The sequence below is a fragment of the Streptosporangium nanhuense genome, assembly GCF_059358815.1.
This window is the reverse complement of sequence record NZ_JCADBG010000014.1, coordinates 131,509-154,639: the sequence shown is the minus strand read 5'-3', so window position 1 is coordinate 154,639 and position 23,131 is coordinate 131,509. Positions and strand designations below refer to the sequence as shown.

12 protein-coding genes are annotated in these 23,131 nt (G+C 71.6%); 3 read left to right on the top strand and 9 right to left on the bottom strand.

The features are described 5' to 3' along the window. Positions 1-153: 153 nt before the first annotated feature. The 9 genes from AC5L38_RS26145 to AC5L38_RS26105 form a co-directional block, all read right to left on the bottom strand. Positions 154-1,572: an MFS transporter gene (locus tag AC5L38_RS26145; protein WP_495245456.1), complete on the bottom strand. Its 1,419-nt coding sequence runs from the start codon at positions 1,570-1,572 to the stop codon at positions 154-156. After that, on the bottom strand, positions 1,565-2,989 hold the full coding sequence (locus AC5L38_RS26140; protein WP_495245455.1) for a glycosyltransferase: 1,425 nt from the start codon (positions 2,987-2,989) through the stop codon (positions 1,565-1,567). The genes AC5L38_RS26145 and AC5L38_RS26140 overlap by 8 nt, the downstream gene beginning before the upstream one ends. A gap of 10 nt (positions 2,990-2,999) precedes the next feature. Next, the gene (locus tag AC5L38_RS26135; protein ID WP_495245454.1) at positions 3,000-4,388 is read right to left on the bottom strand and encodes an NAD(P)/FAD-dependent oxidoreductase; all 1,389 of its coding nucleotides are present in this window, start codon (positions 4,386-4,388) and stop codon (positions 3,000-3,002) included. Continuing rightward, a complete protein-coding gene (locus AC5L38_RS26130; protein ID WP_495245453.1) occupies positions 4,381-4,794 on the bottom strand; it encodes a DUF4345 domain-containing protein in 414 nt (137 codons plus the stop codon). Before AC5L38_RS26130 ends, AC5L38_RS26135 begins: the two co-directional genes overlap by 8 nt. Next, positions 4,791-7,133: a KR domain-containing protein gene (locus tag AC5L38_RS26125; protein ID WP_495245452.1), complete on the bottom strand. Its 2,343-nt coding sequence runs from the start codon at positions 7,131-7,133 to the stop codon at positions 4,791-4,793. Before AC5L38_RS26125 ends, AC5L38_RS26130 begins: the two co-directional genes overlap by 4 nt. A 4-nt stretch (positions 7,134-7,137) precedes the next feature. Next, entirely contained in the window at positions 7,138-8,496 is a 1,359-nt protein-coding gene (locus tag AC5L38_RS26120; RefSeq protein WP_495245451.1) for a cytochrome P450, read from the bottom strand. After that, complete coding sequence (locus AC5L38_RS26115) at positions 8,489-14,356, bottom strand: SDR family oxidoreductase (protein ID WP_495245450.1); 5,868 nt, start codon at positions 14,354-14,356, stop codon at positions 8,489-8,491. The genes AC5L38_RS26120 and AC5L38_RS26115 overlap by 8 nt, the downstream gene beginning before the upstream one ends. Positions 14,357-14,370: 14 nt before the next feature. After that, the gene (locus AC5L38_RS26110) at positions 14,371-15,858 is read right to left on the bottom strand and encodes an acyltransferase domain-containing protein (RefSeq protein ID WP_495245449.1); all 1,488 of its coding nucleotides are present in this window, start codon (positions 15,856-15,858) and stop codon (positions 14,371-14,373) included. A 1,032-nt stretch (positions 15,859-16,890) separates the two neighbouring features. After that, positions 16,891-18,423 (bottom strand): long-chain-fatty-acid--CoA ligase, encoded by a 1,533-nt coding sequence (locus AC5L38_RS26105; protein WP_495245448.1) that lies wholly within the window; start codon positions 18,421-18,423, stop codon positions 16,891-16,893. A 164-nt stretch (positions 18,424-18,587) separates the two neighbouring features. Here AC5L38_RS26105 and AC5L38_RS26100 point away from each other — a divergent pair, with 164 nt between their 5' ends. The 3 genes from AC5L38_RS26100 (at position 18,588) to AC5L38_RS26090 (ending at position 23,079) form a co-directional block, all read left to right on the top strand. After that, positions 18,588-20,171, top strand: coding sequence for a GMC family oxidoreductase (locus AC5L38_RS26100; protein WP_495245447.1), 1,584 nt, complete (start codon positions 18,588-18,590; stop codon positions 20,169-20,171). A 318-nt stretch (positions 20,172-20,489) separates the two neighbouring features. Beyond that, positions 20,490-21,722: a cytochrome P450 gene (locus AC5L38_RS26095; RefSeq protein WP_495245446.1), complete on the top strand. Its 1,233-nt coding sequence runs from the start codon at positions 20,490-20,492 to the stop codon at positions 21,720-21,722. 82 nt (positions 21,723-21,804) lie between these two features. Next, entirely contained in the window at positions 21,805-23,079 is a 1,275-nt protein-coding gene (locus AC5L38_RS26090) for a cytochrome P450 (protein ID WP_495245445.1), read from the top strand. Positions 23,080-23,131 lie beyond the last annotated feature (52 nt).

The window sequence follows — 23,131 nt, the reverse complement described above, 5'->3', positions numbered from 1 at the left end:
CCGCGGGGTCCGCTCCGGGGGTTCCCGTTCGCACGCCCGTGGGAGCGCGCTCCCGGGGAGAGCGTCCACGCCGTACCGCACGGCGTCCTGTCACCGGATTCGTGACGGGACGCCGTACGGCGGCTCACGCCACAGGCCGGCGGTTCCCGTTTCTCAGACATGTTCCACGCTCGGCGACGGCGTCTCCTCCCGCGGGCCCGTGGGCGACGGGCGAGGCGTGAGGAAGGCCAGCAGGCTCGCCAGCGCCAGCCCGGCGGCGCCCACCCACAGCGCGGCCGGCAGGCCGGAGACGAAGCCGTCCGGGGTGTCCCGTCCCCCCGCGCCGAGGAAGACAGTCGCCAGCGCCGCGACCCCCGCCAGGACCCCGATCTCCCGTACGGCGTTCGTCACGCCCGAGGCGATCCCCTCCCGGCCGGGTGGCGCGAAGGCCATCGACTGTGTGGCGACCACGGCGAAGAACGCGCCCATGCCCGCGCCCGCGGCCACCATGCCGGGGAGCAACGCCAGGTAGGAGGTGCCCTCGTCGACGACCAGGGCGAACCAGGCGAGCGCCGCGCCCTGGAGCAGGGAGCCGGCGATCATGATCGGCCTGGTGCCGTGGCGCTCGGCCAGAGCCCCGGAGATCGGGGCGGCCACCGCGGGAAGCAGCGTCCACGGCAGTGTGCGCACGCCCGCTTCGACGGGCGTGTAGGCGAGGACCTTCTGCAGGTACTGCATGAGCAGGAACACCGAGCCGAAGACGCCCGCGGTGAGCAGCAGCGCGTTCAGGTTGGTCAGGGTGAAACCGCGCTCGGCGAACAGGCCGAGAGGCAGGATCGGCCGCGTGGCACGCCGCTCCCACGCGAGGAAGGCCATCGCCCCCAGCACGCCCGCGGCCAGCGGCAGGAGGGTCGGCGCCGCGCCCCATCCGTGGCCGACGCCGTTGATCAGGCCGAGCACGAGGCCGAGGAGCGCGGCGGTCAGCAGGACGAGGCCCGGCACGTCGAACCGCCCCCCGGTGCGGGGCGCGTCGTCACGGAAGACCGACGCGGTCGCGACCACCACGAGCCCGATCGGGACGTTGACCCAGAAGATCCACTGCCAGTCGAGGAACCCCACGATGAGCCCGCCGACCAGCGGGCCGACGGACACCGCGAGCCCCTGGGCCGCCGACCAGATCGCCACGGCCATGGTCCGCTTCCGCTGGGGCACCGAGTCGACCACCAGGATGAGGGAGAGCGGCACCAGGACGGCCGCGCCGAGGCCCTGGACGCCGCGGAACACGTTCAGGAAGGCCAGGCTGGGGGAGAGCGCGATGGCCGCCGACGCCACGGTGAACAGCAGCACCCCCCAGCGAAAGACCCTGCGCCGGCCGATCCGGTCACCGAGCGCCGCGGCGCCCAGCATCAGCACGGCGAACGTGAGCGTGTAGGAGTTGATCGTCCAGGTGAGCCCGGCCAGGTCGGTCCCCAGGCTCTCCTGGATCCGCACCAGCGCCGTGGTGACGACGAGGTTGTCCAGTCCCGCGATGAACGCCGCCCCGGAGCCCACGACCAGGGGCAGGACGAACCGCCGCGGGTCCTGCTCAGTCATCGTCACCCCTTTGCCCGGCGGGAACCGCGGGAACCGCGGAAAGGCGAGGAGCCGGTGGGACGGCCGAGACGACCGGAGGGGCGGGAGGAGCGGCGGGCTCCTCCGGAGCCTGAGGAGCGGGGACGGCCGCCAGGACGAACCGCTCGACGGCGTCGATGCCCGGCGCGGCGGCGACCTCCGCGCCCAGCTTGGCGGCCTTCTCCTGGAATCGGGGATCCCCCATGACGGTGGCGACCGCGCGGGCGATCTCGTCCGTGGTGGGTTCGGCCTTCAGGATCCGCAGGCCCGCCCCGGACCACTGCACACGCGCTCCCACCTCGGGCTTCTCCTCGGTGTTGCCCGCGACGATCAACGGCACGCCGTGCCGCAGCGCCATGCTCACCGCGCCGTAGCCGCCGTTGGTGATCAGCAGGTCCAGTTTGGGGAACAGCCACGTGTAGTCGAGGAACGCGCCGATCCGCACGTTCGCCGGCACCTCGCCGAGCGCGCCGACCAGCGCCGCCTCCACCTCCGATTCCGGCCGCCCTCCTCCGGTGATGACGACGATGTGGTCGTCACGCCCTGACAGGGCGGACACGGCCGGGACCACCAGCGTGGAGAAGTCGCCGTTGGCGACGGTGCCCTGGGTGACGTGCACGACGCGCTTGCCGTCGAGATCGCGGTGCCAGTCCGGCAGCGGGGCGCCCGCCGCGGTCGAGATCAGCGGGCCCACGAAGATCAGCTTGGTCCGGGGGTTGGGTCTCGGATACTCGAAGCCCTCGATGCCGAGGTGCAGCAGGGCGTCGCCCAGTCCGGGCATCTCGAAGAAGGGCACCGGAAGCCGTCTGCCCACCAGGCGTTTCATCGCCTCCGCCAGATGGCGCTGGGCGGGCCGCAGCACGGCCTGGTTGGCGGCGACGTGCAGCAGCCTGTTGCGTACGGCCTCCACCGGCCCGGCGGCGGGAAGCAGGCCCATTCCGTACGGCGGCAGGCCGGGGGCCCTGAGCGTCATCGGGCTGATGCCGAGAATGCCGACCGCGGGCCGGACGGCCCTGGGCAGCAACGTGATGGGGTAGACGCCAGCGAACAGCATCTCGGAGAGGATCACGTGGGTGAGCTCGGTGGACAGCGCGTGCGTCACGGCCGCGAACTGGGCGTCGATCGGCTTGGAGAACACCTCGAGCACGGCCGCGCTCAGCCCTTTGATGCCGGTGAGCCCGGCCACCTGCGGAAAGGCGGCCGCCATGTCCCTGTCGTCGTAGTCCGCCGCCTCGGGCAGCGGCAGGAAGGTGACCCCCGCCGCCTCCACGCGTTCCCTGTGCCGCGAGCCGGTGAGCATCCTCACCCGGTGACCTCGGCCGAGCAGTTCCCGCGCCACCGTCAAACACGGTGAGACGTGGCCGAGCAGCGGTGAGCTGGTGATGAGCACGGACGCCATGGTTGCCTCCTCAGGAAGGCGGTCGGAGGGGCGGATCGGCGAGCTGGAGGGCCGGGCCGGGGGCGGGGTGCAGGAACTGCCGCATCGCGCCGAGCTTGGGGGCGATGAGCCGCTCCGCGAGGTGGCCCAGTGTCCGGCTGCGGCCGCCGGGCCCCACGAGCAGGGACTGGACCAGGCGCATCTTCATGCTCAGGTGACGCGGACGGCCCAGCGTGCTGAACAGGTTCCTCATGCCGGCGCTGGAGAAGAAATCGGCCGGCGAGACGGTCTGCGCGAACATCCCGACGAGGCCGCTGGCCACGGAGACGTCCCGTTCCGCGGCCAGGCGCAGCAGCTCGAGCACCTCGGGCGGGTAGGGGTCGAGCGTGGCGAAGTCGCAGGTGTACTCGTAGTAGGGGATCGCGTGGGCGTCCCGCCCGCGTTGGTGGCCGGCCAGGGCCTCCGCCATTCGCCGCCGCCCCGACAGGCCCTCGTCGATGGCCGACGCGAGCGACTGCGAGTCGCGCAGGGCATCGGTGATGCCCTGCGCGGTGCACGGGTCCTTGCTGTAGGACGAGTCACCCACCAGCGCCCAGCCGGGCCCGTACGGCTTGCGGAAGAAGTTCGGGATGGAGCCGCGTATCCAGCGCTCCGCGCGCTCGGCGGCGCGCACCTGCTCGGCGAAGGCGGGCGCGACGGCGTGCAGAGCGGTGAAGTACGCCTCCTCCGGCTCCTGCGGCGGGAACTCCCCGGCGCGCCACGCGACGCCGACGAGTGTCTGGCCGTCGTTGGTCGGCCAGGCGAACACGTACACCCCGTTCGCCCTGAAGGTGGGCACGTTGGGCACGGGCAGGCCGCTCCAGTACGTCCACAGGCCCTGGGTCAGCGGGGCGCGGGCGCGGTAGTCCGGGGCGCCCACCGACCGCGCGACCAGGGAGTTGGTGCCGTCGGCGCCGACGACGATCTTCGAGCGCAGCTCGCCGGTGCCCCGCGCGTCACGGATCCGCACCCCGGCGACCCGGTCGTCGTCCCACACCAGTTCGCGGACCGACACGCCTTCGGCGAACTCGACGCCCGCCTCCAGCGCGCCCTGGAGCAGGATGGGGTCGAGCACGTGACGCCGCGGGGCGTAGGCGACCCCGACATCCTCGATCGGCGGCAGCGGGGCCATGAAGTCGAGCGGCCCCTCGGCGAAGCCGTAGTCGTGGATGGGCGGGCAGCCGCTGGCCACGACCTTGTCCAGCAGCCCCCACTCGCGCAGCCGCAGGATGGCGGGTGGATGCACCAGGTGGGTCGACATCGGTTTGTCGCTGGGGAAGGTCGCCCGGTCCACGAGCAGGACCCGGTGGCCGGCGCGGGCCAGCAGCATCGCGGTGGGGGCGCCCGCGCAGCGCGCACCGACGACGATCGCGTCATACATCCGTTCTGATCCTGCTCTGCCAGAGGATCAGGATCGGCGGCGCCACCAGTTCCAGCACGGTGAAGGCGACGAACATCGGCGCGGGCATCCCCTGCAGCACGATCGACAGGCACCTGGCCAGACCGCCGAGGAAGACCACGCCGCACACGGCGCGCAGCGGTGTCGTCGCGCGTTCCACGCGGGGCACGATCCAGGCGAGGACCAGGCCGGCGCCGAACCAGATCGTGGCGAAGAACCGGTAGTTGCTGTCCAGCTCGGGCGTCACGGGCGGATTGCCGGGCAACACCGCCGCACCGGCCACGATGTCCATCAGGCCGGTGGCGATGGGCACCAGCGCCAGCACGGCGACGACCACTTGGAGGGCGCGGCGGGAACGCGATCGCGAGTGGGTGTCTGTCAAGGTCATGGTTCCCTCTCCTCTGTGCTCCATCGGGGTCCGTGCAGGACGGCCACCTCGTCGCCGTCCGCCGTCAGGACCGCAGCCTGTCGCAGACCGGGGCGGAAGACAACGGCGGACGCCGAGAGAGCCGCCTCGGGTGCTTCGGCGAAGGAGGCGTGCTCGAAGCCCCACACGTCACGGGGCGCTCCCGGCGAGAAGCGGACGATCGACTCCAGGTGAGCCGACGGCAGCTCCGGCACGGGCGCGTCCCGCAGGGTGAACAGGTCGGTGGCGCGGATCGGGGCCACCCGCGTCGTCCAGCCGTCCGCGGTGTGCTCCCACAGGTCGCCGGTGCACCAGGCGGGTTCCCAGCGATATCCGGCACGCCCGGCGACCGGCGGTCCCTCGGCGGCCGGCCGCGAGGTGCGGGGCACGCCGCTCGTGACGAGCGCGCCGTCGGCGTGAACGATCTCCCCCTGCGCCGCGCACTCGCGGCCGTGGAAGATCCGGACGTCGATGACCCACTCGGCGGTACCCTGAGCGGTCTGCCGCCATCCCGCCCTGGCCTTTCTGACCAGCAGCGCCTCGGCATTGGCCAGGCGCGCCGCGCGAGGGCGGACCGTGACGGCACGAAGACCGCGGCGCGGCGGAGCGTCGTCACCATGGGGAGCGAGCCACCAGGCGGCCGAGTACATGTATTCGAGCAGGAGCGAGACCGGAACCGCGAGGCCGCCGTCGACCCGGGTCTCGCTCAGGCAGGTCGCCCAGTCCGCGTGCAGGAGATGAACGGACTCCAGCTCGCGCCCCGGCGCGTACACGGTCACGTCGCCCAGGAGGAAACGTTTGGTCAGCATGCCCGCGCGGCCGGACCAGCCAGGCGGCACCGAGATCCCGTTGAGGTACTGCGGCGCCACCTCGCCGATCTCTCCCATGTATCCGATCTCGCCGCTGCCGCCCCTGGTCAGCTCCGCACGCCACGCGCGCACCCCGTCCCGGACCGGGATGGGGCGCATGTAGCGCGAGGCGGCGCCGAGGTTCGTGATGAGCCCCAGACTCTCCCAGGTCGGCCAGGCGATCGTCTTCACCGGGTACGACAGGCGGTGTCCCAGCCAGGCTCCCATCCTGGCCAGGCCGTCGTTGGCCGCGGCGTAGTCGAACTGCCCCGGCATGCCGCCGTAGCGGCCGGTCTGCGAGCCGACGAGGCAGAGCATCTTCAGAGGCCGTTCGCCGAGCCCGTCCAGGAGGTTGAACAAGCCGTCGATCTTGACGGAGATGACGCCGAGGAAGTCCTCGGTGGTCTTGCGCGCCAGCCGGGCGGGATTGTCCACGCCGGCGTTGTGCACGACCACCGACAGGCCGTCGCCGAGCTCGGCCAGCAGCCGCGCCACGTCGTCCCGTCTCGTGACGTCGCAGACGCGGTAGCTCACGCGCGCGCCCGCCTCCCCGGCCCTGCACAGGTTGCGCCACACCTCCCTGGCCTGGCGCATGCGCCGGATCTCGCGCCGGACCTGCTTGACCGGCTTGTCTCCGCGCCGGGCGTACAGGTCACGTTCCCTGGCCTCCAGCTCCTTCTCCCCGGCCGACAGCCAGACGTTGCCAGGCTCGGGGAGCTCGTCGCGGCCCGTGACGACGACGGTGCAGCCGTACGCGACCGCCATCTCCAGGGCGATCTCGAACCCGATGCCCCGGGCGCCGCCGGTGAACAGCAGCGTGTCGGAGGGGCCGAGGTCGACGGTGGCGCCGTCGACCGGCGCCTCCCGCGCCATCAGGGTCACCCGCTCGTCCCCGACCCTGCCGACCTCCAGCAGCGGGTCCGCGCACAGCTCGGCGACGACGGCGGGACCGAGCCGGTCGAGGTCCCTGGGATCCAGGTCCAGGACGCGGGGGTGGCTGGCGGGGAACTCGCGGGGCAGGGTCTTGGTCAGTCCCGCCCACAGCCCGCCGAGCGGCTGGGCGGCGGACCAGGAGCGCATCCCCATCGAGCCGCCCATGCCGGTGACGGCGAGGTAGCGCAGCCTGCCCATCCGCGTCTCCGCCCCCCAGACCGGGTAGACGTGGCGCAACACCTCGACGGTCCTGCTCATCGGCGCACGCCAGGCGTCCGCCGACACGGCCGACATCGCGCACGGCGGGCCGAGGTCCACGATCGCGTCAGGGCAGGGTTCGCCGTCGAGCGCCTCCGGGTCGCCGTCCCACACCCACACGGCGCCGCCCGCCGCCTTGACGGCTTCGGCGACCCTGTGCCGTGCGCGGGGGACCCCGTTGAACACCAGCACGGAGCAGCCGGCGAGCGGGTCGGGGCCGGGATCGGGGAGCGGCGGCAGTTTCACCAGGCGCAGGGTGTGCCTGAGAAGAGACGTCTCCATCGATTCACTCCTCTCCGGCGTTGTGCCGGTGCAAACGGAGCAGCATGCCGCCGCTGGGGCGCATCGAGATCGTGGAGTCGCCGTAGCGCACGAACGCGCCGGGCACGAGCTCGAACCGGTAGCGCTGGACGACCATGGCGACCAGCAGCCGGAGTTCGAGCAGCGCCATCATGTTGCCGACGCACTGCCGCGGGCCGCCGCCGAACGGGAAGTAGGACACCCGCGGCCTGGCCGCCTGTGCGGCGGGAGCGAACCGCTCCGGGGCGAACGCCTCGGGGCTGTCCCAGACCCGCGGATTGCGATGGGACACGAACGGCGACAGCAGGATCGAGGAACCCGCGGGAATGTGGTACCCGGCCAGCTCGTCGTCCTCCACGGCGTCGCGCGGGTAGAGCCAGATCGGGGGATACAGCCGCAACGCCTCCTGGACCACCATGCCGACCTGGGGGAGGGCGTCGAGGTCGGCCGCGGTCGGCGGGCGCCCGCCCAGGACCGCGTCCACCTCGGCACGGACCCGGTGCGCGATCTCGGGATGCTGGGCGATGGAGTGCAGCGTCCAGCACAGCGCCGCCGCGGTGGTCTCGTGCCCGGCGAGGTAGATGGTGAGCAACTCGTCCCTGATCTCGTCGTCCGTCCAGGGCCGGCCGGTCACCGGGTCGCGGGCGGCCTCCGCCAGGTCCGTGAGCGTGCCGGCGCCGCCGCCTTCCACGCGCACCTGGCGGATCACCTCGTGCAGGAACCTGCCGTTGGTCCTGATCAGCCGGTTGCGCCTGGTGGGCAGCCATCGCGGCAGCATCTCCTTGAGGTACCCGTGCGGGAACATCACCTCGATGCTGTCGTCCACGACCTGCCGCAGGCGGGCGGTGTGCGGCCTGATGTCGTAGCGGAACAACGAGGAGCTCAGCGTCACCAGGGTCACCCACAGGGAGTCGCCCACCAGGTCGACGGGCTCGCCCGCGCGCTCGGCCGCGTCCCATCTGGCCAGCATCTCCTCGCCGGCCGCCACCACGAAGGGCGCGACGTTCTCGACCGCCCTGCGGGCGAAGGCGGGCTGGACGGCCCGCCGGTGCGCCCGCCAGCGCTCACCGTCCGTGGTGAGCAGCCCGTCACCCATCACGAGCTTGAACTGGTCGTAGAGCTTGCCGCGCTGGTAGTTGGCGTGGTTGTCGATGAGCACCCGGCGTACGGCGTCGGGATCGGTCACCAGGTGGACCAGGTAGGGGCCCAGCTTGAGCCGCACCACCTCGCCGTGGTCGCGTTGCATGGTCAGCAGGAACTCGGCCGGGTCGCGGCGGTAGGCCACCAGGCTGCCCAGCGGTCCGCGGGCCGTCGGCCCCGGTGCGATGGCGATGGTCTCAGCCATGAGCGGCCACCTTGTCGAAGTCGGTCCGCCGCACGGCCTCGCCGGTCCGCACGTCGACGTAGCCCTGCATGACCCCGGCGACGTCCTTCATCTGCAGCAGGACCCGGCCGTCGGGAAGCGTCGCGGTGAACCGGCTGCCCTCGCCCTCGCTGGTGTAGAGCAGGCCACGCGGTGTCACGGACAGCTCGATCGGCACTCCGCGGACGTTCAGGTCCACGTCGTTGTCGGGGTGGTAGATGTCGATGCGCCTGATGGCGGTCGGCGCGGCCAGCGGCACGTAGTGGTCGTCGACCACCTCGAGCACCGCGAGCCTGGCCAGCCCGTCGAGCAGGAGCACGGGGACGAGGAAGTCCTCGAACACGCTGCCGGGACCGACCGGTGCCGTGTACAGCGCCCGCTTGCCGAACTCGTGCAGGCGGGTGGCCGTGGTGGTGACGAACGGGCCGCTCAACGCCACGGGCGCGTGCTTCGCGTGGTACGGGTCGACGATCGCCTCCTCGCGCCCGGCGGGCCACGCCTCGATCCTGGGCGACGGAGGGTAGCCGGGAGCGAGCAGCGCCTTCCCGCGGAAGTGCAGCTTGTCCTTGACCAGCACCGTGCCGGCGGGCGACATCACGTCACCCACCACCTCGACCTCGACCAGGGCGCTGCGGCTGTCGCGGCGCACCAGCCTCGCCCTGGTCCTCTTGGGCGAGCGCGCGGTGGATCCGCCGAGCTTGAGGAAATGGTGGAACACGATGTCGCGGAAACCGATCACCCGCCAGCCCGGCGTGTGGAGCAGCGCGGCCTCCGCGATCAGCTCGGTCACGAAGCAGCCGGGCAGGGTCGGCGCGCCGGCGACGAGGTGGTGGCTCAGGTAGCCGTCCCGCTGCTCGGTGAACAGCCGCTCCACCGTCAGCTCGCCGGCCGCGCCCGGAGACGCCTGGTCGACGTAGAACCGTCCCCTGCGCGGCGGCGTCCTGGGCTGCCAGTAGCCGGGCATCATCCGCTCCACCGCGGCGCGCTCGATGGCCCCCATGTGGAACGTCGCGCCGCCGGAGCCGGCCGCTTCGAGCTCGGCCATGAAGTGGTGCACGCCTTCGGCGGTCGGCATCTGGGTGAGCGTGTCGGCCTGCGCGCCCGCGAAGAACGAATGGTGGACGGGGCTGGAGGCCATGCCGGTCTCCTTCCACAGCGTCCAGCCGATCGACAGCTCGTCCACCTCGCCGGTCACCGACGTGTACGTGGCCGCCGAGGCGAGGAAGTCGTTGGCCGCCGCGTAGTCGGTCTCACCCAGCTGCCCGGTGAGGCCGATCAGCGACGAGAAGCTGCACCAGCGGCGGGGGAGCCGGCCGCGGAGCGCCGAGCGCAGGTTGAAGTAGCCCCCCACCTTGATGTCGCGGACCTGCCTGAAGTGCTCGATCGGTTTGGTGCCGAGCGCTCCCGCCCGGTTGACGCCCGCGGCGTGGAGGAGCAGGTCGATGCGCCCGTGGGCGGCATGGATCTCGTCCATGACCGCGCGCAACGCGCCGAGGTCGGTGACGTCGGCCCGGCGGTAGTGCACGCGGCCCTGACCGCACCACCGTTCGATCTCCGCCAGGTTGGCCAGCGACTCCGCGGCCCGCGAGAGCCTTTCGTGGGCGGCGATGGCGTCCTTGGCCGACTTCCCGTCCCGCGTGGACATGACCGCGCGGATGAAGGCCGCCTTGTCACGCAGGGCCTCGGGGCCGCCGGACGCCTCCAGCTCCCGCCGCAGGTCCTCCAGCGGCTGCGAGCCGATCGCGTACACGGTCGGCCGGTGCCGCCGCGCCAGCTCCTTGAGCAGCTCGGGAGTGATGCCGCGGGCGCCGCCGACCGCCACCAAGACGCTGTCGGCGCCCAGCCCGTCGTCCGTGCCCGGCACGACCGGCTCCACCTCGGCCATCAGGACGTGCCTGACGCCGTCGCGGTAGCGTGCGACGGGGAGGAACTGGGTGGCGCGGCTCTCCTGGCGCAGCTCCTCCAGGCCGGTGGCGAAGTCGCGGGTGTCGGTGAACACCCCGGCGACCAGCCAGGGGCGCAACTCCAGCGCGACGCTCTTCAGCAGGCCGGTGAACAGGCCCGAGTAGGGGTGGAGCACGCCGCTGTCCTCGGCGCCGGTGAACAGGCCGAGCACGGTGCCCTGCCGTTCGCGTATGGCGCTCTCGCACGTCTGGAGCACGAGGAAGACGGCGTCCTGGAGGCGGAAGACGACGTCGGGGTCGCCGTCGAGCGCCCCGTGCGCCGGTGCGAGCGCGCCGAGGTCGGTGAAGACCCGGACCTGGCTCACCGCCGCGTCCCCGAGCGCCGCGCGTACCGCGTGCGGCGACAGGTCGGCGAGCCAGCGCCGCCTGACCCCGCCGGTCGGCACGACCGACAGCACGAGCGGATCGTCCGGCCTGGTGCCGAGGTCGCCCAGCGACTCCGGGGTGGCGGTCACGATCACGGCGTCGGCCGGGGTCGTCGCCGCCGCGGGCCTGACACCGTCGTTCACGGCCGGCTGCCACCGCGCCACGTACCTGTCCAGAAGCAGGTCCGACGACGGGGCCGGGGTGCCGTGGGTACGCAGGCCCAGCGAGACGATCGGGCCCTCATGGGTGTCGGCCGCCGCGATCTCGACGTCGCGCGTCCCGCGGCACAGGGCGCGGAGCACGGCGAAGCCCGCCTCCGCCCCCAGGTAGCGGCCCGCGTCGTCGTCGCCGTGCGGGCCGCAGGTCACGCGGTCGCGCCCGGGGCGGGCGGGCTCGGCCGCCGAGGCGGCCGCGGCGGCGCGGTAGGTCACGGGGCCGACCGACGCGAGCACGGGCAGGCCGTGCAGCTCCGCGGTGCTCCGCCGCGCCACGGCGAACAGCACCGCGCCCTCGGCCGGGTCCGTACGCCCCGCCTCACCGGCCAGGTCGCGCACCACCTTGGCCATGGCCGTGGTGGTGTTGCCGTTGACGCCGCCGACCAGGGCCAGGTCCACGTCGCCCGCGCGGAGATAGCGCGCCGCCACGTCGAAGGCGCTCAGGACCGAGCCGTGACCCAGGTCCAGCACCATGTTGGGCCCGTTGAGGTCGTAGTGGTTGGAGACCCTGGCCGAGATGACGTTGGGCATGATGCCGGGGAAGGAGTCCTCGTTGGACGCGGGCACGTTGGAGCCGACGGCCTGCCTGAACTCCCGGATCAGCTCCTCGTCCAGGCCGAGCGTCGCGAGTGCCTCCAGCGCGTTGTCCACGTGGCAGCGTTTGCCGTACTCGACGGCGTGACGGGTGGGGCCCATGTGCCCGATGAAGGTGCCGATGGTCCGCCGGTGGGCGTTCCACACCTCACCGAGCTCCGTGCGGACGTCTTCGGCACAGCGGAGCATCATGAGCTGGCAGCGGTCGAGCGTCCTGACCGTCTTGGGTGGCATGCGGAGTTTGAGCTTGGAGGCGTCGTAGGTGGGGCCGAACGAGGCGGCGGGCTCCTCACCACTGCCGGTGAGCCACCGCTGGACGTCTCCGGCGCTCTCCAGCCCCGGCACGTGCGCCGACCAGGAGACGATCACGATCTCGTCGTCGCCGGGCGCCGGCTGCGGCATGGGCCGGTCGGCCACCATCACGTGCGCGTTGGTGCCGCCGAAGCCGAACCCCGACACGGACGCCGTACGCGGTCCGTCCTCGCGCCGCGGCCACGGCCGGATTCCCGTGGGGATCTCGATGCCGGCCCCGGCCAGGCCGTACTCCTCGGGCGCCTGGTCGAAGCGGTGCTGCGGGGAGATGCGATCGTGCCTGAGCCCCTCCAGCGCCTGGATGATCGAGACGGCGCCGGCCGCCCATCCCGTGTGCCCGACCAGGGACTTGTTGGAGGTGAGCCGGAGGTCGCCGCTCTCCTCGCCCGCCAGGGTCTCCCTGAGGCTGGTGACCTCGCACAGGTCGCCGGCGGGCGTGCCCGTCGCGTGCGCGATGATCCAGTCCGGCCGGCCGCCGCCCGGCCGGGCGAGGGCGCGTTCGACGGCCATCCGCTGGCCGACGACGTTGGGGGCGTAGATGGCCTTGCCCTTGCCGTCGGAGGAGGTCCCGATCGGCCCGATGTAGCCGAGGATCTCGTCTCCGTCGCGCAGGGCCAGGTCGGCCCGCTTCAGCGTGATCGCGGCGGCGCCGTCGGAGAAGATCACGCCGTCGCACGCGCTGTCGAGCGGCCGCACGTGACCGGTCGTGGACAGGCCGTGCAGCTTGGCGAAGAGCACCGCGTTGCGCGGGCCCACCGCGAAGCTGCCGCCGCAGACGGCGACGTCGCACGCCCCTTCCATGATCGCCTTGACGCCCATGTCGAGGGCGTAGAGGGAGGACGAGCACGCGGTGTCCACCATGGTCAGGGGGGTGCCGGGCGGCAACAGCCCGCGCACGGCGTTCTCGCCCACCTGGTGCGGCAGCAGCTCGCGGTAGGGCACGCGCGACAGCGGATAGCGTTCACGCAGCAGCGCGCCGGCCTGATCCCGCAGGGCCGCGCGGCGCGCGGGGGACCACCCCGCCCGCCCGGCCGCGACGTCGAGCTCCTCCAGCAGCCCTTCGACGACGATCGCCTCTTCCAGGTGCTGGTTGCCGTCCGCGGTGTATCCGATGGCACAGTGCACCCGCGCGGACTCCAGGCCGCGCACGTTCCGGATCGCGTCGTGGAGCGCGTGCCTGAACCACTGGGTGGTGTACTCGACGTCGCGCCGGTCGGGGCCGAGCTCCTCCGCCAGCCACGGATGCGGGCGGTACTCGTCGCAGTAGCCCGACTTGGTCTGATAGGTCTTGTCCGCCGCCGACCTGTCGGGCGAGTAGAAGTTCTCGATGTGGAAACGGTCGGACCTGATGCTGTCCAGCAGCTCGGGGCCGTCCAGGCAGGCCTGCCAGAACTCCTCGACGTTGGAGGCCCCCGGGACCACCAGTCCCGTGCCCACCACCGCCACCGCATGGGGAAGGTCACCCGACGGGGGTGCGGGCACGGCGACCGGCTCCACGACGCTTGCCGTCCGCACTGCTTCCGGTTGCTGCACTGCTTCCGGTTCCCGTGCGGCTTCCGGTTCCTGTGCGGCTTCCGGTTCCCGTACGGCTTCCGGCTTCAGTGCGGCTTCCGGCTTCCGTACGGTGAGCAGGGCGCCGCCCAGGGACAGTCCGCCGTCGGCGACGACCGTCTGCCCCGTCACCCAGCGCGCCGCGTCGGACAGGAGGAACAGCACCAGGTCGGCCAGCTCCTCCTCCTTGCCCAGCCGGCCGAGCGGGGTGTTGCGCACGGAGAGCTCGCGGACGGCCTCGGCGTCGGGGAACAGCCCGGCCACGCGGCCTTCGATCAGCCCGCCCGAGGCGGCGTTGACCCGGATGCCGTCGGGCGCCCACTCGGCGGCCAGGTAGCGGGTCAGCGACTCCAGCGCCGCCTTGGCCGTGCCGACCGGCAGGTAGTTGCCCACGACGGTGCCCGCGCCGATGGAGGACAGGTTGACCACGGCACCGCCCCCGCGCCTGACCAGGAGGGGGTGGGCACGCTGGGCGCACCACAGCGCGCCCTTGAAATTCGTGTCGAGCGCCCGGTCGAGCTGCTCCTCCCGCGTCTCCAGGGCCGAGGCGAAAGCACCGTCCGCGGCGTTGTTCACCAGGATGTCCAGTCCGCCGAAGCCGCTCTCGATCTCGGCGAACATCCGGTCGAGCTGCGCCGGCCTGGCCACGGACGCGCGAATGACGTCCGCGGCGAGCCCTCTGGCGGTCAGCTCGGCGCGCAGCTCCTTGGCGTCGTCGTAGGAGTGCAAACAGTTGATCACGACCCGGGCGCCCTCTTCGGCCAGCCGCGTACTGATGACCCGGCCGATTCCTCTGGCACCGCCTGTGACCAACGCGATCTTTCCCGCGAATCTGCGCATCTCGACCGGGCCCCTCAGGACTTCGCCATCGCGAGGCCGGCAGTCACCACGTCGACGATGTCGCCCAGTGTGCGCAGCCCTGCGGTACGGGATTCGGCCAGCTCGGTCGGCAGGCCGTACTTCCTGGCCACCCGGCCCAGCAGGTCGGTCTGCTTGACCGAGTCCACGCCCAGCTCCGCCTCCAGCTCGATGTCCTCGGCGAACACCTCGGCCGGGTACTCCAGCGCCTCGCAGTACAGCTCGACGAGCTCGCGCAGGACCTCCTCCCTGTCCACGGGAGTCCGCGCCTCGGCAACCGGGGCGGGCGGCGCCGGTACGGCCGTCAGCGTCGACACGGTCGTCAGCGTCGATACGGTGGTCGGCGCCGGTGCGGTCGCCACCGGCTGTGCGGACGACTCGCAGAAGCGCTCGTAGGAGCGCTGGATCGCCTCCATCACGGTGAAGCTCTCCGCCGCCCAGTAGCGGTCGAACTCCGCCTGCGGCGGCACCGGGTTGAGCAGGGACCGCAACTGCCCGCGCAGCCCCTCGTCCGCCCCTGAGACCAGGGAGAAGATCCGGTCCGGCGGCGTCCACGACTTGACCGCCGAGTCCGTGGCGTGCGCGGTCCAGCCCGAGTCCGCGGCGAGCACGCGCTTGACGATCCCGGTGAGGGCCCCGCCGCCGCCGCACTCGATGAAGACGTTCAGCCCGTCCGCGCGCAGGGCCTCCAGCGTGGACAGGAAGTCGAACGGCGCCGTCAGGTGGCCGGCCAGCGCGGCGGCCATGTCGTCCTCGTCGGAGTAGACGCGGCCGAGCACCGCCGAGTAGACGGGTGCGGAGGGCCGCGCCCACGCGACCGAGCCGATCGCCTCACGGAACGGGGCCACGGCCGGTTCCAGGATCGAGCTGTGGAAGGGATACGGCGAAGCCAGCCGTACCGCCGTCACGTCGGCCGCCTGCACCGCCGCGCGGACCTTGCCCATCGAGGCGTCGGAACCGGAGAACACGACCTGCTGGGTCTCGTTGCGCCCCGCCAGGGTCACGTCGGGCACGTCCAGGTAGGCGAGCAGCGCCTGCGCCCTGGCGCGGTCCAACGCGGCGGCGAGCATGTGGCCGCCCGCCCCGCGCACGGCCGCCAGCGCCTGGACGCGACGGGCGACGATCCTGGCTCCGTCCTCGATCGAACACGCCTCGGCCGCGGCCAGGGCGCTGATCTCGCCGAAGCTGTGCCCGGCGAAGGCGGCCGGCACGATGCCGATCTTGCGAAGCGCCCGTGCCACGGCGACGGACGCGGCGTAGATCAGGAACTGCAAGGCCTCGGGGGCCGTGCCTGCCAGAGCGGAGGCGTCCTGCGTCTCGTCGGTGAGCAGGTGCTCGATCGACACCCCGGCGTCCTGCGCCGCGACCTCGCCGACGATGCGGAAGACCTCGTCCGCGCCGTCGAATTCGCGCAGCACGCGTGCCGAGAGCCCGGCTGTATATCCGCCTTGTCCGGGTAGCAGAAAAACTGGCCTGTTTGACATGAGATTACCCCGCGCTTTCGCTAAGAAAGGTCAGCCCCTGACAGGGCGGATGAGCGGAACGCCGATGGGAACCGCCCCGTTTTTTCGTCCAGAGCATGTGGTTTTGTCACGAAACGCGGATGAGCTTCCACGTTTCTTCCCACACGCTGGAGCATGGTGTCCTGGTCACTGAGGAAGGGTCGGCAGCCGGCGAGACCGGTGCCGCCCGTCGGGGAGTGGCCTTCTCCCCGATCCTGAGGTGGAGCCGAAACCGGCAGGTGAGCTAACTGCGGCGGCGGCTCGAACAGTGAAGGGGTCTCGAACGGGGACGGGATCTCCGTTCCCTGCTCGATCGTCCTCGGCGGTGCTCCTCAGCGTTTCCCCGTGTGGCCTCGGTGGGCCCCGCCGTACGGTCGAGATTGGCAAGGACGGCTCGAGCTTGGATCGAGAACCGCTCGAACCCGGTGACGGCGCGGCTTCGAACGACCACCTTCCGCAGCCCCGGCGAGGGGGCCGACCTCGCGGGCTCTCCGCCGGCCCCGCGCCGCCGGGCCGGTGTACTCCACGGCCGGCACATTGGAACATGTCGTCATCGACACCCTGACGGGGGCCGCGCGGCGGGCCAGGCGCGGTGCTCCCCGGGTCGTCGCATGGGGTTCGCTGTCACCCGTGCGCGCTGTCACCCGTGTGCGCCGTCACCCGCACGTGCGCGCGCCGCCACCTGCGCGCGCACGCGCCACCCGCGTGCGCGCGCGCCACCGCCCGCCCGCCCGCCCGCGCGTACGCGCGTCGCGCTGTCCGCGCCGGGCCTGTCCGAGGGGCCGGCCTCCCGCGCACGGCGTCCCGCGTGTCGGCCGTGTCCCGGTACACGGGGAATCGCCGCGTTGGGCGGTCTCTCGCGTACGGCGTCCGGTGTGCCGGGTGCGTCCCGGCATGTGAGGGACGCCGCCCGGCGGGATCGCCCTATTGGGCGGTCCCGCGTGCGGCGTCCCGCGTGCGGAGTGTGTCCCGGCCGGAAGGAGTGGGCGGACGCCGCCCGGCCGGGTCCCGCCGTCAGCGCAGCTCGCGCTTGAGGATCTTCCCGGTCGCGGTCATCGGCAGCGCGTCGCGGAACTCGATGATCCGCGGGTACTTGTACCCCGCCATGTTCTCCTTGCCCCAGGCGATGAGCTCCTCCTCGGTGATCGTCGCGCCGGGGGTGCGGATGATGTACGCCTTGACCTCCTCGCCGTGCGAGTCGTGGGCGACCCCGACCACCGCCGCGAGGGAGACGTCGGGATGGGTGATCAGGACCTCTTCGAGCTCGCGCGGGTAGACGTTGAAGCCACCCCGGATGATCATGTCCTTGGCCCGGTCGATGATGGAGTAGTAGCCGTCGGCGTCGCGGGTGGCGATGTCACCGGTGCGGAACCAGCCGTCCCGCATGACCTCGGCGGTCGCCTCGGGCCGGTTGTAGTAGCCCTTCATGATGTTGTGGCCGCGGATCGCGATCTCGCCGGGCCCCTCGCCCTCGATCGTCTTCCAGTCGCCGTCGATCAGCTTCATCTCCACGCCCCAGATCGGCGTGCCGATCGTGCCGGGCTTGGTGGGTTTGCCGAGCTGGTTGAAGCTGGCCACCGGGGAGGTCTCCGACAGGCCGTACCCCTCCAGGATGCCGACCCCGAAGGTCTTCTCGAAGTCCTTGAGCACCTCGACGGGGGAGGAGGCGCCACCGGCGGCCGCGATCCGCAGCGAGGTGGGCACCTCGTCGCCGTCGGCGTGGATCTTCGTCAGCATGGCCCAGTACATGGTCGGCACGCCCGCGAACAGCGTGATGTTCTCGGCGCGCATCAGCTCCAGGGCCGGTCCCGGCTCGAAGCGCGGCACGAGCACGACGGTCGCCCGGCGCAGGAACCCGGCGTTCATGACGACGGTCTGCCCGAAGGAGTGGAACAGCGGCAGCACCGCCAGGTAGGCGTCGCCGCCCTCGGTGCGGGGGAACATCCCGTCGGAGACCATGGCGTTGAGCAGCATGTTCTGGTGGCTGAGCTCCGCGCCCTTGGGCTGGCCCGTGGTGCCGCTGGTGTACAGGATCACCGCGGTGTCGTCGGGCGAGGTCTGCACGGTCTCGAACTCGCCGGAGACACCCTCCAGCGCGGCCCACAACGTCTCCCCGTACTCGGACTCGGTGGCGAACGCGGCGGCGGGCAGGACGAAGAGGTGTTCGGCCGAGGAACCCTCGAAGCCCGCCCTGCCCCGCTCGCCCAGCGGCAGCTCGGGGGTGCCCTCGAAGCAGAACAGCGCCTTGGCGTGCGAGTCCTCCAGGTGGTAGGCGATCTCTCTGGACTGCAGCAGCACGTTGAGCGGTACGACCGTGGCGCCCGTCTTGAGGATCCCGTAGTAGACGAACGGGAAGTAGGGCAGGTTGGGGCAGGCCAGCGCCACCTTGTCGCCCTTACCGATCCCGCGGGAGACCAGTAGGTTGGCAACCTGGTTCGCGATGGTGTTGACCAGGGAGTACGGCAGCCGCAGGTCACCGAAGACCAGTGCGGTGCGGTCGGGGGCCTCCCTGGCGCTGTCCTCCAGTGCGATCGACAGGTTGAGCATCGTGCGTCCTCCTCCGAGCAAGCTCTGACCCGCTCATACTGGCAGCCCGAGATACTGACCGGTAGGTAACACGATGACAAATTGACGGGCAAAGCGCGGGGACGTAAGTAAATAAGAGCACGCTTACGGGGAGGCGAGCCGGCTGGTTGTGCGATGAAAGGTCGGTGAGCGTGGAGTACGACTACGTCATCGTGGGTGCGGGGTCGGCGGGATGCGTCCTGGCCAACCGTCTCTCCGCCGACCCCGCAACGAGGGTCGCCCTCATCGAGGCGGGCGGTTCCGACCGGAGGCTGGAGGTCCGGATGCCCGCCGGCTTCTCCAAGCTGTTCAAGACCGAGTGCGACTGGGACTTCACCACCGTCAGGCAGCCCGAGCTGTCGGGCAGGGAGCTCTACTGGCCGCGCGGCCGGATGCTCGGCGGCTCCTCCTCGATGAACGCCCAGATGTGGGTGCGCGGGCACCGCGCCGACTACGACGGGTGGAACGTGCCGGGCTGGTCCTACGAGGAGGTCCTTCCGTACTTCCGCGGGATCGAGCGCCGCACCGGCTCCAACCGCGGCGGCGTGTACGGCACGGAGGGCCCGGTCCACATCTCGGAGCTGCGCTCCCCGAACCCCGCCACCGAGCTCTTCCTGCGGGCCTGCGAGGAACTGGGCATCGCCCGCCTGGAGGAGCTCAACGGCCCCTCCAACGAGGGCTGCTCCCCGACACCCGTCACCCAGCGCAGGGGCCGCCGCTGGAGCTCCGCGGACGCCTACCTCGCCCCCGCGGCCAGGCGGCCCAACCTCACCGTGCTGACCTCCTCGCGCGTGCACCGGGTGCTCGTCGAGAACGGGCGCGCGACCGGGGTGGAGTACGGCGGTGACGGCAACGGCGGCGGTGGAGGCGGCGGAGGCACGGTGGTGGCGCGGGCGCGCCGGGAGGTCGTCCTGTCGGCCGGGACGATCGGCTCGCCGCACCTGCTGATGCTGTCGGGCGTCGGCCCGGCCGACGAGCTGCGGGCCGCGGGTGTGGAGCCGGTCCACGAGCTGCCGGAGGTCGGCGCCAACCTCCAGGACCACCTCGCGTCGGGTGTCTTCCTGCACTGCCTCAAGCCCATCACCCTCGCGGGGGCCGAGTCGGTCGCGAACCTGCTCCGCTTCCTGACCGGCGGCCGGGGCATGCTCACCTCCAACGTCGGCGAGGCCGTGGCGTTCATCCGCACCTCCGAGGAGGAGCCCGCCCCCGACATCGAGCTGGTCTTCGCCCCCGGTGCCTTCGTCAACCACGGCCTCACCCCGCCGCCCGGCCACGGCCTGACCATCGCCTCGATCCTGCTCCGGCCGGAGAGCCGCGGGCGCCTCTCGCTGGACGGCCGGGACGTCGTGATCGATCCCGGCTACCTGACGGCGGAGGCGGACGTCCAAAGGCAGGTGGCCGGGCTGCGGAAGGCTCGGGAGCTGTTCGGCACCGAGGCGCTCCGGCCGCTCGCGGGGCCGCCGATGGACCCGTACTGGGACCCGAGGAGCGAGGAGGAGCTCGTCCGCTGGATCCGCGAGCGCAGCGAGACCCTCTACCATCCGGTCGGCACCTGCCGGATGGGCGACGATCCAGGGTCGGTGGTGGACCCGGCCCTGCGGGTCCGGGGGATCGCCGGCCTGCGGGTGGCCGACGCCTCGATCATGCCGCTCATCACCCGGGGACACACCCACGCGCCCACCGTCATGATCGCCGAAAGGGCCGCCGATCTCATCACCGCCGACCGCTGAGCCCCCGTCCCCGTCCCCGTCACCGCCGGCCCGCTGACCGCCAGGCTCGCCGGCCATCGGGCCACGTCGCCATGCGGCCGGAGCCGCTGAGAGGCCCGCCGGCGGGACGTCTCCGGTACGGGCCCGCGTGGACGGACCAGCTCGGTCAGGCCATGGCCTTCCTTTCGCCGGGCTCCAGGGGGGAGCATGTTCCCAGGCCGGGCGCTTCCCGCATCGGGAGCGCTCCGGGAAGATCGACGATCTCGTTCCGGGCCTGGTTGAGCCGAGGGTCCTGTGGCAGGATCCATAAAACAGAATGCGGTTCTAGTGGAGGCTGGCATGACGGTTTCACTCGCGGACATCGATCTGTCGGACATCTCCTTCTGGGAGCGGCCGATGGCCGAGCGGGAGGCCGCCTTCGCGGTGCTCCGCGCGCAGCCGGGCCCCCTCCTCTTCGCCGAGCCCGAGATCCCCTTCGCCCCGCCCGGCCCCGGCTACTACGCCCTGGTGCGGCACGCGGACATCATCGAGGCCAGCCGCCACCCCGACATCTTCTCCTCGGGCCGGGGGGCGACCTCCATCCAGGACCTCGGCCCCGAGTTCGGCGAGTACTTCGGTTCGATGATCAATATGGACGATCCCCGGCACGCGAGGTTGCGCAGGATCGTGTCCCGGGCGTTCACGCCGAAGATGATCAAGCAGTTCGAGGCCGACGTCGACGCCGCGGCCGTGCGGATCGTGGACGACCTGATCGCGAAGGGGCCCGGCTGCGACTTCGTGACCGAGGTGGCCGCCAAGCTGCCCCTGAAGATCATCTGCGACATGATGGGCATCGGCCCCGAGCACTACCAGGCGGTCTTCGACGCCACGAGCATCATCCTGTCGGGCGGCGACCCCGAGTTCATCGCCGACGTCAGCCGCGCGGCCGAGCTGCTCCTCGGCGCCGGGCAGGGGCTCCAGGACCTCGTCATCTCCTTGGCCGCCGAGGGCGGGGACAACCTCATCACCGCCCTGACCAGCGCCAACATCGACGGTGAGAAGCTGACGATGCAGGAGCTCGGCTCGTTCTTCATCCTGCTGGTGGTGGCGGGCAACGAGACCACCCGCAACGCCATCTCCCACGGCCTGCACCTGTTCACCGAGAACCCCGACCAGCGGGAGCTGCTGCTGCAGGACCTCGACGGGCGCCTGCCCGGTGCCGTCGAGGAGATCGTCCGCCTCGCGTCGCCCGTCGCCTGGATGCGCCGCAGCCTCACCCGCGACCACGAGATGAACGGCCACCTCTACCGCGCGGGCGACAAGGTCCTGCTGTACTACTGGGCGGCCAACCGCGACGAGAACATCTTCACCGACCCGTACCGCTTCGACATCCGGCGCACCGAGGGGCCGCACGTCGGTTTCGGTGGTCCGGGGCCGCACTTCTGCCTGGGCGCCCACCTGGCCCGCCGCGAGATCACCGTGATGTTCCGCGAGCTGTTCACCCGCCTGCCCGGCATCCGTTCCGCGGGGGAGCCCGACCGTCTGCGTTCCAGCTTCATCAACGGGATCAAGCACCTCGACTGCGACTTCTGAGGGCGGCCAGGGGGTCTCCTCCCGAAGCGGCCGGGGGACGCCTCATTGACGCAAGCGTTTGCTTTCCCAAATGATGGGCGCCATGAGCGTGACGCCAGTAGAGCGGAAGCCGATCGTCTCCGCCGACGACTTCGACCTGTCGGACTCCGACTTCTGGGCCAGGCCCATGCGGGACCGGGAGCACGCCTTCCGGCTCCTGCGGGAGCTGGAGCGTCCCGTCTTCTACCAGGAGATGGAGGTCTCGCTGATCCCGCGAGGGGTCGGCTACCACGCGCTGGTCAAACACGCCGACATCCTGGAGGCCAGCCGCAACCCCGAGGTGTTCTGCTCGGGGGACGGCGGGGCCACCAACATCCTCGACATGCCCGCCGAGTTCGCCGAGTACTTCGGTTCGATGATCAACATGGACGATCCCCGGCACGCGAGGCTGCGCAGGATCGTCTCCCGGGCGTTCACGCCGAAGATGATCAAGCAGTTCGAGGCCGACGTCGACACCGCGGCCGCGCGGATCGTGGACGACCTGATCGCGAAGGGGCCCGGCTGCGACTTCGTGACCGAGGTGGCCGCCAAGCTGCCCCTGAAGATCATCTGCGACATGATGGGGATACCGGAGAAGGACTACCGCACGGTCTTCGACAGGTCCAACGTCATCCTCGGCGGCTTCGACCCCGAGTACGTCGGCGCCGACATGAACACCGTCGCGGAGAGGCTGCTGACCGCGGGGATGGAGCTCCAGCAACTCGTCCAGGACCTCGCCGCGCACCGGGCGGAACACCCCACGAGCGACCTCACCTCATCGCTGGTCAACGCCAACATCGACGGTGAGAAGCTGACGATGCAGGAGCTCGGCTCGTTCTTCATCCTGCTGGTGGTGGCGGGCAACGAGACCACCCGCAACGCCATCTCCCACGGCCTGCGCCTGTTCACCGAGAACCCCGGCCAGCGGGAGCTGCTGCTGCAGGACCTCGACGGGCGCCTGCCCGGTGCCGTCGAGGAGATCGTCCGCCTCGCCTCACCGGTCAACTACATGCGCCGCAAGCTCACCCGCGACCACGAGATGAACGGCCACCTCTATCGCGCCGGGGAGAAGGTGGTGTTCTACTACTGGGCCGCCAACCGCGACGAGAGCGTCTTCACCGACCCGCTCCGCTTCGACATCACCCGCGACCCCAACCCCCACATCGGCTTCGGCGGCCCGGGACCGCACTTCTGCCTCGGCGCCCACCTGGCCCGCCGCGAGATCACGGTCATGTTCCGCGAGCTGCTCCGCCGCGTCCCGACGATCGAGGGGGGCTCTCCCGAACGGCTCCACTCCAGCTTCATCAACGGGATCAAGCGGATGGAGTGCACCTTCTGAGCTCTCCGCGGCCCTCAGGGTCTTCCGGAGCCCGCCGGGCCCGCGGTGGCCA